Genomic DNA, 15,286 nt, shown 5'->3' on the forward strand with positions numbered 1-15,286 from the left:
CATGGTCACCAGCAACGGGACGCTCACCGCCGATGCGGGAGCCGGACGGATCACTACCGGTCCCAGCGGGCGCAAGCCGCGCAGGCGGCTCTCGCGGCGCAACATCATCGTCTACGGCACCTTGATCGTCGTGGCTCTCTACTATCTGCTGCCCCTCTATGTGATGATCATGACCTCACTGAAGGGCATGCCGGAAATCCGCGTCGGCAACATCTTCGCGCCGCCGCTCGAGATCACCTTTGAGCCCTGGGTGAAGGCCTGGGCCGAGGCTTGTACCGGCCTCAACTGCGACGGGCTTTCGCGCGGTTTCTGGAATTCGGTCCGCATCACCGTGCCATCGACGATCATCTCGATCGCGGTCGCCTCGGTAAACGGCTATGCGCTTGCGAACTGGCGGTTCAAGGGGGCAGACCTCTTCTTCACCATCCTGATCGTCGGCGCCTTCATTCCCTACCAGGTGATGATCTATCCGATCGTCATCGTGCTCCGAGAAATGGGCGTCTACGGAACGCTGACCGGCCTCGTCATCGTGCACACGATCTTCGGCATGCCGATCCTCACCCTGCTGTTCCGCAATTACTTCGCCGGCTTGCCAGAGGAGCTCTTCAAGGCGGCGCGCGTCGATGGTGCCGGGTTCTGGACGATCTATTTCAAGATCATGCTGCCCATGTCGTTGCCGATCTTCGTGGTGGCGATGATCCTGCAGGTCACCGGAATCTGGAACGACTTCCTGTTCGGCGTCGTCTTCACGCGGCCGGAGTATTACCCGATGACCGTCCAGCTCAACAACATCGTCAATTCGGTGCAGGGCGTGAAGGAATACAACGTCAACATGGCGGCAACGATTTTGACGGGGGCCGTTCCGCTCGTCGTCTATTTCGTCTCCGGACGGCTCTTTGTCCGCGGCATCGCGGCCGGTGCAGTGAAAGGATAAGCAAGCATGACAAGTGTTTCCGTCAGGGATCTGTCGCTGAACTTCGGTGCCGTAACGGTTCTCGACAAGCTCAATCTCGATATCGACCATGGCGAATTTCTCGTTCTGCTCGGTTCGTCCGGGTGCGGAAAGTCGACGCTGCTGAACTGCATTGCCGGCCTGCTCGACGTGTCCGATGGGCAGATTTTCATTAAGGATCGCAACGTCACCTGGGAGGAGCCGAAGGATCGTGGCATCGGCATGGTGTTCCAATCCTACGCCCTCTATCCGCAGATGACGGTCGAGAAGAACCTCTCCTTCGGTTTGCAGGTCGCCAAGATTCCGCAACCTGAAATCGACAAGCGCGTGAAGCGCGCCTCGGAGATTTTGCAGATACAGCCGTTGCTGAAGCGCAAGCCGTCGGAGCTTTCCGGCGGCCAGCGGCAGCGTGTGGCGATCGGCCGGGCACTGGTGCGCGACGTCGACGTCTTCCTCTTCGACGAGCCGCTGTCGAACCTCGACGCCAAGCTGCGATCCGAATTGCGCGTCGAGATTAAGCGGCTGCACCAGTCGCTGAAGAACACGATGATCTATGTCACCCACGACCAGATCGAGGCGCTGACGCTTGCCGATCGGATTGCCGTCATGAAGAGCGGCGTCATCCAGCAGCTTGCTGATCCGATGACGATCTACAATGCCCCGGAGAACCTCTTCGTTGCGGGCTTCATCGGCTCGCCGTCTATGAACTTCTTCCGCGGCGAGGTGGAAGCGAAGGACGGCCGCAATTTCGTTCGGGTCGGCGGCGTCGCCTTCGACGTGACGGCTTATCCGGCGCAAACGAAGCTGCAGCCCGGTCAGAAGGTGGTGCTTGGTCTAAGGCCGGAACATGTCAAGGTCGACGAGGCGCGCGACGGCGACGCGGTGCACCAGGCGGTCGTCGATATCGAGGAGCCGATGGGCGCCGACAATCTCCTATGGCTGAGACTTGCCGGACAATCGATGTCCGTGCGGATCGCTGGCCAGCGTCGCTATCCACCGGGCAGCACGGTACGGCTCACCTTCGACATGGCCGTCGCCTCGATCTTCGACGCGGTCTCGGAAAACCGGCTCTGACTAATGTCTGATGGGGGCCGACGGCTTCCGAAAAAAGCCGTCGCCAATCGCCGGCCAACGAATGGATTCTGGGAATGCCTTCCGAAATCATCAACCGCGACGCCATCCGCATCGACCTTTCCGGCGATTGGCTGCTCGCTTCGGCGGATAACAGCCACGCGCTGACCATTGCTCTTCCGGGCGACGTGCACTGCGCGCTCGAGCGGGCCGGCATCATATCCGAACCCTATCGCGGCCGGAACGAGGCGGATATCCAATGGGTGGCCCACAAGGAGTGGGTGCTTGAGCGCACCGTCGCCATTGATGCAGGCGATCTCGAAGGACACTGGTATCTCGATTTCGAGAGCATCGACACTGTCGCCTCGGTCTTCGTCAATGATCGCCTCGTTCTGCAGGCGGACAATTGCTTCCGCCGCCATCGCCCCGATGTTGCGCAGGCGCTTGTCGCCGGAGAGAACCGAATCCGCATCGTGCTTCATTCGTCGATTGCAGAGGGTGCTCGGCGCCAGGCAGCGCAGCCTTTTTACGTACCCTATCACGACGGCAACTCGCCGATCGCCAACGGCAATATGCTGCGCAAGCCGCAATGCCATTTCGGGTGGGATTGGAACATCGCCATCGCGCCGCTCGGTGTCTACGGCGCGCTGGCGCTCTGCCGGCTCGAGACGGCGCGGATCGAAGATGTCACGACGCGACAGGTCTGGCTGGAGGATGGTTCTGTCGACCTGCAGGTGACGGTCGAGCTCCATGCCCGCGATCCGGGTATCCTGCCGATCCACTTCGAGCTCGTCGGCCTGCGCGAGCGGCTGGACTGCAGCGTCGCGGCGGGCGAGACTCGCATCACCCATGTGTTCAACGTGGCGGAACCGAGGCTCTGGTGGCCGGCCGGCAGCGGGGAGCCGGCGCTCTCGATCCTCAAGGTGGAAACGCCTGAGGAGAGCATCACGCGCCAGATCGGCTTTCGCAGCCTCGAACTCGTTACCGACAAGGACGAAGCCGGCAGCCGCTTCGCGCTGCGCATCAACGGCCGCGACATCTTCTGCCGCGGCGCGAACTGGATACCGGCGGATGCGCTGATGTCCCGTGTCACGCCGGATGGCGTCGAGGACCTGTTGCGTTCCGCCGTCGAAGCCAACATGAACATGATCCGCGTCTGGGGCGGCGGCTTCTACGAGCCGGATTGGTTCTACGACCTCTGCGACCGGCTCGGCCTGCTGGTCTGGCAGGACTTCATGTTCGCCTGCAATCTCTACCCCTCGACGCCGGACTTCCTCAAGAACGTCGCCGCCGAAGTGGACTATCAGGTCAAGCGGCTTCATTCCCACCCGTCTATCGCACTCTGGTGCGGCGACAACGAACTCGTCGGAGCGTTGACCTGGTTCGAGGAGAGCCGCAAGGATCGCGATCGTTACCTCGTTTCCTATGATCGGCTGAACCGAACCGTCGAGACCGCGATGAAGGCTGCCTCGCCCGAGGCGATCTGGTGGCCGTCAAGCCCGTCGGTCGGCTATCTCAATTTCGGCGATGCCTGGCATGCGGACGGCGCCGGTGACATGCACTACTGGTCCGTCTGGCATGAGAACAAGTCCTTCGACAATTATCGGACCGTTCGGCCGCGCTTCTGCTCGGAATTCGGCTTCCAGTCCTATACGTCGATGCCGGTGATCCGGCAGTTCGCCGAGGCCAGCGATCTTAATATCGCCTCGCCGGTGATGGAGGCGCATCAGAAAAACGCCGGCGGTAACGAGCGGATTGCCGGCACCATGTTCCGCTATTTCCGCTTCCCGAAGGATTTCCCTAGCTTCGTCTATCTGAGCCAGATCCAGCAGGGCCTGGCGATCCGGACGGCAGTCGATTACTGGCGCTCGCTGAAGCCCCATTGCATGGGGACGCTGTACTGGCAGCTCAATGACACGTGGCCTGTCGCCTCCTGGTCGAGCCTCGACTATGGCGGCCATTGGAAAGCGATGCATTACATGGCGCGGCGCTTCTTCCAGCCGGTGGCCGTTGCCGCCATTCCGACGTCGGACGGCCGGGAGATAGCCTTCTCTGTAGCGAACGACACGCCCGAGCCGGTGACAATCGAACTCGAGACCTTCCTCGTTTCGCTCGACGGCAGCCGCCGCCCGCTGATGGCGGCGATGGGCTCCTGCTCGCCCGACCGGGCGGCGACGCTCGTCACCATCGCCGCGAGCGACATTCCGCAGGATGCGCTCCTGTTCTGGTCGTTCGAGGCATCCAACGGCATGCGCGGCGACGGCCATTACGTCCATGGCACCTACAAGGCGCTCGATCTCGCGCCGTCCGGGCTGACGCTCGAAGCGGCGCCGCGGTCCGACGGGAGTTTCGACCTTACCCTGACCGCGACCGGTCTCGCGCTGCACGTCATGGTCGAGGCGGATGTCGAGGGCCGCTATTCCGACAATGCCTTCGATCTGACCGCTGGCCAATCCAAAGTCGTTCGCTTTACGCCAAAGGCGCCGCTCACCGAGGGTGCTGTTCCGTGTTTCGGCGCTTACGATCTCGAATCCTGCCAAGGAAGAGGCTGAGCGAGATGAAGCGGCACTCTGTCAGAACGCGTTCCGCCCTTTGAACCAACGATGCGGCGCCAGCCGCTTCCACCTTTATTCCCGCGAAATCCCATTCGCGCAAAACCCACGAGGAGATTTTCGATGAAAGACGTCAGTTTCCAGCTTTACAGCGCCCGCAACTTCCCGCCTCTTGCCGAAGTGCTCTCCGCACTCGGCGAAGCGGGCTATACCCAGGTCGAAGGTTACGGTGCACTCTACGCGTCGCTGACCGACGGAGAGATCGCTGGCTTCAAGAGCGGCCTCGATCGCAATGGCCTCGCCATGCCGACAGCCCATTTCGGGCTCGACATGCTCGAGACGGATCCGGGCCGGGTCCTTGAGATCGCCAAGGCGCTCGGTATCCGCGCCATCTATTGCCCCTATCTGATGCCCGACCAGCGTCCGACTGACGCGGCCGGCTGGCGCGCCTTCGGTGTACGGCTGCAAGCAGCCGGCAAGCCGGTCCGCGACGCGGGGCTCAACTTCGGCTGGCACAATCATGATTTCGAGTTCCATGCACTTGCGGACGGCTCGGTGCCGCTCGACCTGATTTTTGCCGGCGGCACGGATCTCTCCTGGGAGGCGGACATCGCCTGGATCGTGCGTGGCAATGCCGACCCCTTTGCCTGGATTTCGAAATACGGCAACCGCATCACCGCCGTCCACGTCAAGGACATCGCGCCCAAGGGCGAGAATGCGAACGAGGACGGCTGGGCGGATGTCGGCCAGGGCACGCTCGGCTGGAAGGCGCTCATCCAGGCGCTCTCCAAGACCTCGGCCAAGTATTTCATCGCAGAACATGACAACCCCAGCGACTTCAGGCGCTTCGCCAAGCGCTCGCTGGCTTCCATTCAGTCCTACTGAGGAGCGGATACGTCCATGGCAAAGGAACTCGGTGTCGGCATCATCGGATGCGGCAACATTTCAACCACCTATTTCAAGCTTGCGCCGCTCTTCAAGGGCATCAGGGTCGTCGCCTGCGCCGACATCAACCCGGCCGCCGCCGAGGCGCGTGCGGCTGAGTTCGACGTCAGTGCGCAGAGCATCGAGCCAATGCTGGTCAATCCGGAGATCGACATCGTCGTCAACCTGACGATCCCGGATGCGCATTTCCCGGTTTCGAAGGCAATTCTCGAATCCGGCAAGCACGTCTATTCGGAGAAGCCGCTGGTCCTGACGATCGAGCAGGGGGAGGAACTCCGGGCGATCGCCAGGGCAAAGGGACTGATGGTCGGCTCGGCGCCCGATACTTTCCTCGGCGGCGCGCACCAGCTTGCCCGTGCCCATATCGATGCCGGCAAGATCGGCCGCATCACCTCCGGCACCTGCCATGTGATGAGCACCGGCATGGAGATGTGGCACCCGAACCCGGACTTCTTCTTTCTGCCGGGCGGCGGACCGGTGCTCGATCTCGGGCCCTATTACATCGCCAATCTCGTCAACCTGATCGGACCGGTGAAACGCGTCGCAGCGCTTTCCTCGATGGCGAGCCGGACCCGCACCATCACCAGCGAGCCGCGCAAGGGGGAGGTAATCCCGGTCAAGACGCCGACCAACATCCATGCGCTGCTCGAATTCCACAACGGCGCCACGATCACCCTATCGGCAAGCTGGGACGTCTGGTCGCATCGCCACACCCATATGGAGCTCTACGGCACTGAGGGCTCGTTGTTCGTGCCGGATCCGAATTTCTTCGGGGGGACGGTCGAAGCAAGCGGGCAGGACAAGGACATCCAGCCGTTGCAAATGTGGGAGCATCCCTTCGCCGTCAACAACTGGCAGCATCCGCTCGGCCCGATCGCCAACTACCGCACGGCCGGTCTCGCCGACCTGGCGGAGGCGATCCTGAATGGACGTGACGCGCGCTGCTCGCTCGACCGCGCCCTGCATGCGGTCGACGTCATGGTGTCGATCCTGAAATCGGGCGAGGAGGGCCGCTTCGTAACGCTTTCGACGACCTGCACCCAGCCGGCAGCACTCGGCATCGATGAGGCGCAGGCGCTTCTGCGGTAAACAGAGCCCCCTTTAATGTTCAGGAAGACCCCTCCCCACAAGGGGGAGGGGCTTCCGGTGCCGCTCCGATTTCGCTTTCGCGTCGACCCTTGCTCCAGTCTTCGGGGCTGGAGCTTGGCAGGCCGTTGCTGCGGGCTCCTAGCCCCTCCCCCTTGTGGGGAGGGGTTGGGGAGGGGTATTCAAACGCACCCAACCTGAAACGAAGGAATTTCACCCATGGTCTGGCAACCGGCGGAAAACCGATACGAGAAGATGAAGTACAACCGCTGTGGCCGGAGCGGGCTGAAGCTGCCGGCGATCTCGCTGGGGCTGTGGCACAATTTCGGTGGCGACACGCCGCACGAGCGCAAGGTGGACATGTGCCGGACGGCTTTCGACCTCGGGATCACCCATTTCGATCTCGCCAACAATTACGGGCCGCCGCCCGGCTCGGCCGAGACTGCCTTCGGGGAGGTCCTCAGGACCGAATTTTCCGGCCTGCGCGATGAACTGATCATCTCGTCCAAGGCGGGATACGACATGTGGCCGGGGCCGTATGGCGAATGGGGCAGTCGCAAATATCTGATTGCCTCCTGCGACCAGAGCTTGAAGCGCATGGGGCTCGACTATGTCGACATCTTCTATTCCCACCGCTTCGATCCGGACACGCCGCTCGAGGAAACCTGCGGCGCGCTCGACTACATCGTCCGCTCGGGAAGGGCGCTCTATGTCGGCATCTCCTCCTATAATTCGCAGCGCACCCGCGAGGCGGCAGCGATCCTCAAGGACCTCGGCACACCATGCCTCATCCACCAGCCGAGCTACTCCATGCTCAACCGCTGGATTGAGGATGACGGCCTCGTCGACGCGCTCGAAGGGCTTGGCATGGGCTCGATCGTCTTCTCGCCGCTCGCCCAGGGCATGCTGACGACGAAGTATCTCAACGGCATCCCCGGGGACAGCCGCGCCGCCCAGAATCACTTCCTCAAGAAGGACTTCATTCGTCCGGCGATCACCGACAACATCCGCAAGTTGAACGCCATTGCCGAGCGGCGCGGTCAGACGCTGGCGCAGATGGCCTTGGCCTGGGTTCTGCGCGGCGGCCGCATCACCTCGGCGCTGATCGGCGCAAGCCGTTCCGAGCAGATCGTCGATTGCGTCAAGTCGCTCGAGAACGACACGTTCACGGCGGAGGAACTGGCCGAGATCGATCTCTATGCCCGGGAAGCGGACGTCAATCTCTGGGCATCTTCGGCCGAGCGTTGACCACAGCTGAATTCTTTGATTCGCCTTGATTTCAGGCAATCCGACACGGTTTCCAGAGCCTGTACAAAAGTAGGGGGTGGCGGCTGAAAGCCACCGCTGGACACGCATTAGTGAATATGTATGGTGCACTGTCGCCGGTCCGATTTTCGGGAGGATGTTTGTCCTCTTGCGACTGGTAAACGAGGAGAACGAGCTCTCGGTATGCGGATGCGCGCCGGGGAATGGCTCAAGCAACGGTCGCGGGCAGCTACACGTGCTTGCAACCGTCATGGCGGGAAATTGGGAGGAATTATGGATCGCCGTTCATTCATCAAAAACGCAAGCCTCGGCGGCTTGGGTGCGGCTGCCGCGACGGCGCTCGCTGCGCCGGCCATCGCGCAGAGCATTCCGAAGGTAACCTGGCGTCTGACGTCGTCTTTCCCGAAGTCGCTGGATACTATCTATGGCGGCGCGGAGGTTCTGTCGAAATACGTGTCCGAAGCCACCGACGGCAATTTCCAGATCCAGGTCTTTGCTGCCGGCGAAATCGTCCCCGGCCTTCAGGCAGCCGACGCGACGGCGGCGGGCACGGTGGAGGCTTGCCATACGGTCGCCTACTATTACTGGGGCAAGGACCCGAGCTGGGCGCTGGGTGCTGCCGTACCCTTCGCACTTAACGCGCGCGGCATGAACGCCTGGCACTATCACGGCGGCGGCATCGACATGTTCAACGAATTCCTGGGCGGCCAGGGCCTCGTCGGCTTCCCGGGCGGCAATACCGGCGTCCAGATGGGCGGCTGGTTCCGCAAGGAAATCAAGACCGTTGCCGACATGAAGGGCCTGAAGATGCGCGTCGGCGGATTCGCCGGCAAGGTGATGGAACGCCTCGGCGTCGTGCCGCAGCAACTCGCCGGCGGCGACATCTATCCGGCGCTCGAAAAAGGCACGATCGACGCCGCGGAATGGGTCGGCCCCTATGACGACGAGAAGCTCGGCTTCTACAAGGTCGCGCCCTACTACTACTATCCCGGCTGGTGGGAAGGCGGGCCGACGGTCCATGCGATGTTCAACAAGGCGGCCTTCGATGGCCTGCCGAAGGGCTATCAGTCGCTGCTGCGCACTGCATGCCAGGCGACCGATGCGAACATGCTGCAGAAGTACGACTACCTCAACCCGTCGGCGATCAAGCGTCTGGTCGGCGCCGGTGCGAAGCTGAGCCCGTTCAGCCCGGAAATCCTCTCCGCCTGCTTCGACGAGGCCAACAAGGTCTATGCGGAGATGGAAGCCGCGAACCCGACCTTCAAGAAGATCTGGGAGTCGATCAAGGCTTTCCGCGGCGAGTACTATCTGAACGCCCAGATCGCCGAATACAACTACGATACGTTCATGATGATCCAGCAGCGCAACGGCAAGGTCTGAGCTCAGCTTCATTCATCGAAACAGGAAACCCCGGAGCGGCGCTCCGGGGTTTTTCTTTGTTCGGAAGAAAATGAGAAAGGGCCTGCGGGGCCGGCCCTTTTGCTCACTTGAAGGACGGCGGTGCGCTGAGGTCGGGCGCCGGGTTGTTCTGCTGGGGAGCGTTCTGCTGCCCCGGTTGCTGGCCGCCATCAAGCGGGCTGCCGCCGGGAAGTTGCAGTCCACCGGGAAGACCCAGACCGCCGCCGTTGTCCGGGAGGGTCAAACCACCGCCGCCCTGGCCGAAGCCGGGCACCTCGATCTTGATCGTGGACGGATCGACCGTGGCGCCACTTCCCTTGTAATGCATGACCATCTGCGGAAAGAGGATCGTCAGCGCCACCATCAGGATCTGGATGCCGACGAAGGGTACGGCACCCCAATAGATCTGGCCGGTAGTCACCGGCTGCGTCATCTTACCGGTCACCTTATCGAGATAGGGCACCCGGGCTGCGACGGAGCGCAGGTAGAAGAGCGCGAAGCCGAAGGGCGGATGCATGAAGCTCGTCTGCATGTTGATGCCGAGCAGCACGCCGAACCAGATCAGATCGATGCCCAACTTGTCGGCTGCCGGTGCGAGCAGCGGCACGATGATGAAGGCGAGCTCGAAGAAGTCGAGGAAGAACGCCAGGAAGAAAACGAGCAGGTTGACGGCGATGAGGAAGCCGATCTCGCCGCCCGGCAACCCGACCAGCAAGTGTTCGACCCAGAGATGGCCGTTGACGCCGTAGAAGGTGAGCGAAAAGACGCGGGCGCCGATCAGGATGAACAGCACGAAGGCGGACAGGCGCGTCGTCGAGGCGAGTGCCGCACGAACGACCTCCATGTTCAGCCGACCTTTGGCCGCGGCCATGATCAGCGCGCCGACGGCACCCATCGCTCCGCCTTCGGTCGGCGTCGCGATGCCGAGGAAGATCGTCCCGAGCACGAGGAAAATCAGCGCCAGCGGCGGGATCAGCACGATGATGACTTGCTGTGCCAGCCGGGACAGCGCGTTGATCTTCATCGTCCGGTCGATCAGGGCTACCACATAGATGAACGCGACACCGACGGCCGCCCCGAGGATGTCCGCGTTCTCACCCTGTGTCGGGGAAAGAAAAACATGGGCCGCATAGGCGATGCCGCCGGCGACGGCGAGCGCGACGACGAGCGACGTCACGCCCGATCCGAGGGTGCGGGCCTCGAGCGGCAACGCCGGCATGGAGTCTCGCTTCAGGAACGTCATGAGCAGGATGTAGCCCATGTAGAGGCACGTCAGCACGAGACCCGGGATCAGGGCGCCGGCATACATGTCGCCGACCGAACGGCCGAGCTGGTCGGCAAGAACGATCAGCACCAGTGACGGCGGGATGATCTGGGCGAGCGTGCCGGACGCAGCAATAACGCCGGAAGCGACGCGCCGGTCGTAGCCGTAGCGCAGCATGATCGGCAGCGAGATCAGCCCCATGGCGATGACCGAGGCAGCAACGACGCCGGTCGTGGCAGCAAGCAGGGCGCCCACGAAAATCACCGCATAGGCAAGGCCGCCGCGAACAGGGCCAAACAGTTGCCCAATCGTGTCGAGCAGGTCTTCCGCCATGCCGGACCGTTCGAGGACGATTCCCATGAAGGTGAAGAAGGGGATGGCAAGCAATGTGTCATTCGACATCACCCCCCAGAAACGTTCCGGCAACGCGTTCAGCAGAGGCCAGGAGAGATTGATCGAATCCGACAGCGGTGCGAGCTCCACGCCGATGATGAAGAACAGCAGGCCGTTTGCGGCGAGCGAGAAGGCGACGGGATAACCCAGCAGCAGGAACACGATCAGCGACAGGAACATGATCGGCGCCAGGTTTTCTGCGATGAATTCGATCACGGGCGCACCTCCGGAACTACGGCGTCCTCAAGCGGCGCGTGGGTCGGCACATAAGGAGTCGGATCGTCCATATTGCCGGTCATGATCGCGATCTTCTTGATGATTTCCGAAACACCCTGCAGTGCGAGCAGGATGAAGCCGGCCAGCAGGATGGCCTTTGCGGGCCAAATGATCAGTCCGCCGGCGCTGGAGGAGACCTCGCCGGAGACGTAGGACATCCGCACGTAAGGCACGAAATAATAGAGCATCAAAAGGACAAACGGCATCAGGAAGAAGACGTGGCCGAAGAGGTCGATCCAATGCTGCACGCGGCGCGAAAACATGCCGTACACGACATCGATGCGGATGTGCTCGTTCTGGCTCAGCGTATAGGCGGCCGCGAGCATGAAGGCGCCACCGAAGAGATACCATTGCGCCTCGAGCCAGGCGTTGGACGAGACGTTGAACGCTTTTCTCACGACCGCGTTGCCGGCGCTGACGAGCACGGCGACGAGAATGAGCCAGGAGACCGCCTTGCCGATCTTCTCGGTCACAACGTCTATCAATCGGCTGATGCCGAGTAACGGTTTCATCAAAATACCTCCCCGCATTGGCTGGTTTTTTATCTTGCCAAGCACAGTCACAGTGCCGATTTCAAGTCTCCTTTCAAGCCTGAGCGTCCATTTTTCCGCTTGGCGGCACGCCCATATACGAAAGTAGGGTGGGGAGACCTCGGGAATGCCTAGATCGAAGGCGCAAGCGCGCGGCAGAACCCGTCGCCTTGCCTTCGATGTCCCCACGCCGCTTGCGGCCCGGCGCCGACAAGCCGAGTCGGCAGCCCGTCTCGAGGCTCAGTTCCTTGGTAGGAAAAGCGAAGCGTAAGCCTTGCAACGGCCCAGAGTTTCGGGCTGGATGCGTGCAAACGGAGGAAGGAAACATGGCCGCGTCGATCCGCAATCCGATTCTGCCGGGCTTCAATCCCGACCCGTCGATCTGCCGCGTCGGCGACGACTACTACATCGCGACGTCCACATTCGAGTGGTATCCGGGCGTGCAGATCCACCACTCGCGCGACCTGGTGAACTGGCGCCTCGTCCGGCGGCCGCTGGAGCGTGCAAGCCAGCTCGACATGCGCGGCAATCCCGATAGTTGCGGCATCTGGGCGCCGTGCCTTTCCTATTGCGACGGGCTGTTCTGGCTCGTCTATACGGATGTCAAGCGTTTCGACGGCAACTTCAAGGATGCGCATAATTACATCGTCACGGCCGAAGCGGTGGAGGCGACGTGGTCGGATCCGGTCTATGTCAATTCGTCGGGCTTCGATCCGTCGCTCTTCCACGACGACGACGGCCGCAAATGGTTCCTGAACATGCAGTGGAACCACCGCTCCGAAAGCTTCGGTGGCGCGCCGAAGCATCCGGCCTTCGATGGCATCTTGCTGCAGGAATGGGACGAGCGGACGCGCAAGCTCGTCGGCCCGGTCAAGAACATCTTCGCCGGCAGTTCGCTCGGGCTCGTCGAGGGGCCGCATCTCTTCAAGCGTGACGGCTGGTATTACCTGACCACGGCGGAAGGGGGCACGGGCTATGATCATGCGGTGACTATGGCGCGCTCGAGGGCGATCGACGGCCCCTATGAGATGCATCCGAACGTTCATCTCATCACCTCGAAGGACCATCCGGAAGCGCCGTTGCAGCGGGCCGGCCACGGCCAATATGTCGAGACGCCGGACGGGCAAGCCTATCACACGCATCTTTGCGGCCGGCCGCTGCCGCCGCATCGCCGCTGCACGCTCGGCCGCGAGACGGCGCTGCAGAAGTGCGCCTGGCGGGAGGATGGCTGGCTCTATCTGGAGAGCGGCAGCGTTGTGCCGGAGATTACCGTGCCAGCCCCGGCCGAGACGAGCGTCGTTCCGAAGCCCGCCGTCATCGAGACGGATTTCGACGAGGGGGTGCTTGCGCCCGAGCTACAATGGCTGCGCACCCCGCTGCCGGAGCGGATCTTTTCGCTGGAGAGGCGGGAAGGGCATTTGCGCCTGTTCGGCCGCGAAAGCATCGGTAGTTGGTTCGAGCAGGCCCTGGTCGCCAGACGCCAGGAGCATCATTCATTCCGAGCCGAGACGGTCGTCGACTTCGCGCCTGACACCTACCAGCAGGTCGCTGGCCTGACGCACTACTACAACCGCCACAAGTTCCATGCTCTCGGCGTCACCTGGCACGAGACGCTTGGCCGTGTCGTCAGCATCCTTTCATGCCCGGGCGATTTCCCGCACGGGCGTCTGGAGTATCCGGCCGGTAGCGGCGCTGCGGTTCCGGAAGGCCCGATTCATCTGGCGATGGAGATCAGGGGCAATGATCTCCAATTCTTCTGGCGGGCGTCGGCGCAGCAGGACTGGGCGTCGATCGGACCCGCGCTGGATGCAGGCGTGATTTCGGACGAGGGCGGCCGCGGCGAGCATGGTTCCTTCACCGGCGCCTTCGCCGGCATGTTCGCCTTCGACACCTCCGGCAGTGGCATGCCGGCGGATTTCGACGTGTTTCGCTACGAGGCGCTTGCGGTGTAATCTGAGATTTCTTTATCAGAAGTCGCTTATAAGTGCCGGTTATCATTACATAATTGTAATATCGCATTTCATATTCGGTTCAGCGACCGAGGGCTAATTTCAAGGGGCATCTACGAAAGGAAACCCCATGAAACGCCTCCTGATCGCGCTTGTCGCCAGTTCCTTCCTTGCAACGCCAATGGCGTTCGCTCAGACGGCTGGCTCGTCTTTCGAGCTTGCACAGGCGCATGAACGCTATCGACACCGGCCGATCGAGCGCCATCTCGACAAGCGAGTCGATAAGACCATCGAAAAGCGCGTGATAATCAAGAAATATCGCTGGGCGCGCGGTCACCGGCTGAGCCCGGCCGAGCGGCGCCATATGGCCTATGTCCGCGATTATCGTCGCTATAGACTGCGGCCGCCACCGCGTGGCCAGCAATGGGTGCGCGTCGACAATGACTTCCTGCTGATCAGCCTTGCCACAGGCGTCATCGTCGGCTTGGCTTCCGTTAACTAGCGTTTGAAAGACAGGGCCCGGAGGATCTGCCCGGGTTATGCATCCTCATGGAAGGCGGGCTCTTGCGAGCCCGCCTTCGCCGTCTTCGGAGGACGACGTCAACTCGCCGACGAAAGGCAGCCCTTCAAAGAAGCGCCGATGCCTTCCATCAACTGGAAGTAGAGATCCGGGCCTGCCTCGAGGGTGGCCGCCTCCGGGTCGAGCGTGCCGGATTTTGCCGGCGTGCCCTCGATGACGACATTGACCAGCTTCGGCTCGAATTGCGGTTCGGCGAAGACGCAGGTGGCGCCAAGATCCTCGATCTTGGCGTGAATCTCGGAAAGCCGTTCCGCACCCGGCAGCACCTCCGGGCTGACGGTGATCGAGCCGGCGACCCTGACCTTGTAGCGGTGCTCGAAATATTGATAGGCGTCGTGGAAGACGACGAAGGGCTTGTCCTTGATCGGCGCAACCGTCTCGACAAGGCTCTTGTCCAACGCGTCGAGCCTCTGATTGAGCTTCTCCAGATTGGCCCCATAAGCCGCGGCATTGGCCGGGTCGGTCTCGGCGAGCGTCTTCTCGATCTCGGCGGCCATGGCCTTGGCATTCACCGGGTCGAGCCACATGTGCATGTCGAACTCGCCTTCCCCGTGGCCGTGGTCGTGCTCGGCCTCCTCCGCTGCGGCGCCATGGGCGTCGGCGTCGTGCCCCACATGGGTGCCTTCCTCTGCGCCGTGCTCGTCGCCGTCGTCATGCGCCTCGAAGGCGCCACCCTCGCGGAATTTCAGCTTCTCGATGCCGGGCGCCTCGCTGAGTTCGACCACCTTGGCGGCGCTGCCGAGGGCTTCGAGGGGCTTTTCAAGGAAGATCTCGAGACCGGGGCCGACCCAGAACACGACCTTTGCCGCCTGCAGCGCGGCGGCGTTCGACGGCTTCATATTGTAGGTGTGCGGCGAGGCGGCCCCTTCGACGATCAAGGAGGGCTCGCCGACGCCCTGCATGATCGAGGCGACGAGGGAATGGATAGGCTTGATCGAAGCCACCACGTTCGGCGTCTCCGCCCACGCGGGCGACGACAGGAGGACAGTGGATAGCAGGAGGAGGGCAGGCGTCGATTTCATAG

Annotated in this window: 12 protein-coding genes; 9 read left to right on the forward strand and 3 right to left on the reverse strand. The window is 62.2% G+C overall.

All coding sequences use genetic code 11. The features are described 5' to 3' along the window. The first annotated feature begins 1 nt into the window (after position 1). From CO676_RS09305 to CO676_RS09335, 7 genes are all read left to right on the forward strand, one after another. The gene (locus CO676_RS09305; RefSeq protein WP_048657419.1) at positions 2-934 is read left to right on the forward strand and encodes a carbohydrate ABC transporter permease; all 933 of its coding nucleotides are present in this window, start codon (positions 2-4) and stop codon (positions 932-934) included. Between the two features lie 6 nt (positions 935-940). After that, positions 941-2,026: an ABC transporter ATP-binding protein gene (locus tag CO676_RS09310; RefSeq protein ID WP_014764872.1), complete on the forward strand. Its 1,086-nt coding sequence runs from the start codon at positions 941-943 to the stop codon at positions 2,024-2,026. A 74-nt stretch (positions 2,027-2,100) separates the two neighbouring features. Further along, on the forward strand, positions 2,101-4,575 hold the full coding sequence (locus CO676_RS09315; protein ID WP_097520535.1) for a glycoside hydrolase family 2 protein: 2,475 nt from the start codon (positions 2,101-2,103) through the stop codon (positions 4,573-4,575). A 123-nt stretch (positions 4,576-4,698) separates the two neighbouring features. Then, positions 4,699-5,460 carry a sugar phosphate isomerase/epimerase gene (locus CO676_RS09320; RefSeq protein WP_097520537.1) on the forward strand — a complete coding sequence of 254 codons (762 nt, stop codon included), beginning with the start codon at positions 4,699-4,701 and terminating at the stop codon, positions 5,458-5,460. Between the two features lie 15 nt (positions 5,461-5,475). Further along, positions 5,476-6,609 (forward strand): Gfo/Idh/MocA family oxidoreductase, encoded by a 1,134-nt coding sequence (locus CO676_RS09325; protein WP_097520539.1) that lies wholly within the window; start codon positions 5,476-5,478, stop codon positions 6,607-6,609. 216 nt (positions 6,610-6,825) lie between these two features. After that, positions 6,826-7,854 carry an L-glyceraldehyde 3-phosphate reductase gene (gene mgrA, locus CO676_RS09330; RefSeq protein ID WP_014764868.1) on the forward strand — a complete coding sequence of 343 codons (1,029 nt, stop codon included), beginning with the start codon at positions 6,826-6,828 and terminating at the stop codon, positions 7,852-7,854. Between the two features lie 291 nt (positions 7,855-8,145). After that, positions 8,146-9,252: a TRAP transporter substrate-binding protein gene (locus CO676_RS09335; RefSeq protein WP_014764867.1), complete on the forward strand. Its 1,107-nt coding sequence runs from the start codon at positions 8,146-8,148 to the stop codon at positions 9,250-9,252. A gap of 103 nt (positions 9,253-9,355) precedes the next feature. On the opposite strand, the gene CO676_RS09340 is transcribed toward CO676_RS09335, so the two are convergent. Then, positions 9,356-11,143 carry a TRAP transporter large permease subunit gene (locus tag CO676_RS09340; RefSeq protein WP_014764866.1) on the reverse strand — a complete coding sequence of 596 codons (1,788 nt, stop codon included), beginning with the start codon at positions 11,141-11,143 and terminating at the stop codon, positions 9,356-9,358. Beyond that, the gene (locus CO676_RS09345; protein WP_097520541.1) at positions 11,140-11,715 is read right to left on the reverse strand and encodes a TRAP transporter small permease subunit; all 576 of its coding nucleotides are present in this window, start codon (positions 11,713-11,715) and stop codon (positions 11,140-11,142) included. The genes CO676_RS09340 and CO676_RS09345 overlap by 4 nt, the downstream gene beginning before the upstream one ends. Positions 11,716-12,059: 344 nt before the next feature. On the opposite strand from CO676_RS09345, the gene CO676_RS09350 reads away from it, so the two are divergent. Then, positions 12,060-13,685 carry a glycoside hydrolase family 43 protein gene (locus CO676_RS09350; RefSeq protein ID WP_097520543.1) on the forward strand — a complete coding sequence of 542 codons (1,626 nt, stop codon included), beginning with the start codon at positions 12,060-12,062 and terminating at the stop codon, positions 13,683-13,685. A gap of 127 nt (positions 13,686-13,812) precedes the next feature. Next, on the forward strand, positions 13,813-14,184 hold the full coding sequence (locus CO676_RS09355; protein WP_097520545.1) for an RcnB family protein: 372 nt from the start codon (positions 13,813-13,815) through the stop codon (positions 14,182-14,184). Positions 14,185-14,282: 98 nt separating this feature from the next. On the opposite strand, the gene znuA is transcribed toward CO676_RS09355, so the two are convergent. Further along, positions 14,283-15,284, reverse strand: a complete 1,002-nt coding sequence (gene znuA / locus CO676_RS09360; RefSeq protein ID WP_097520547.1) for a zinc ABC transporter substrate-binding protein ZnuA — start codon at positions 15,282-15,284, stop codon at positions 14,283-14,285. Between the last annotated feature and the right edge of the window lie 2 nt (positions 15,285-15,286).

Source organism: Sinorhizobium sp. BJ1, assembly GCF_002531555.1.
GTDB lineage: Bacteria > Pseudomonadota > Alphaproteobacteria > Rhizobiales > Rhizobiaceae > Sinorhizobium > Sinorhizobium fredii_B.

Bases quoted from the DNA above. Each gene is read 5' to 3' on its own strand.
- CO676_RS09305 (WP_048657419.1), top strand. From the start codon at position 2: ATGGTCACCAGCAACGGGACGCTCACCGCCGATGCGGGAGCCGGACGG.
- CO676_RS09310 (WP_014764872.1), top strand. From the start codon at position 941: ATGACAAGTGTTTCCGTCAGGGATCTGTCGCTGAACTTCGGTGCCGTA.
- CO676_RS09315 (WP_097520535.1), top strand. From the start codon at position 2,101: ATGCCTTCCGAAATCATCAACCGCGACGCCATCCGCATCGACCTTTCC.
- CO676_RS09320 (WP_097520537.1), top strand. From the start codon at position 4,699: ATGAAAGACGTCAGTTTCCAGCTTTACAGCGCCCGCAACTTCCCGCCT.
- CO676_RS09325 (WP_097520539.1), top strand. From the start codon at position 5,476: ATGGCAAAGGAACTCGGTGTCGGCATCATCGGATGCGGCAACATTTCA.
- mgrA (WP_014764868.1), top strand. From the start codon at position 6,826: ATGGTCTGGCAACCGGCGGAAAACCGATACGAGAAGATGAAGTACAAC.
- CO676_RS09335 (WP_014764867.1), top strand. From the start codon at position 8,146: ATGGATCGCCGTTCATTCATCAAAAACGCAAGCCTCGGCGGCTTGGGT.
- CO676_RS09345 (WP_097520541.1), bottom strand. From the start codon at position 11,715: ATGAAACCGTTACTCGGCATCAGCCGATTGATAGACGTTGTGACCGAG.
- CO676_RS09350 (WP_097520543.1), top strand. From the start codon at position 12,060: ATGGCCGCGTCGATCCGCAATCCGATTCTGCCGGGCTTCAATCCCGAC.
- CO676_RS09355 (WP_097520545.1), top strand. From the start codon at position 13,813: ATGAAACGCCTCCTGATCGCGCTTGTCGCCAGTTCCTTCCTTGCAACG.
- znuA (WP_097520547.1), bottom strand. From the start codon at position 15,284: ATGAAATCGACGCCTGCCCTCCTCCTGCTATCCACTGTCCTCCTGTCG.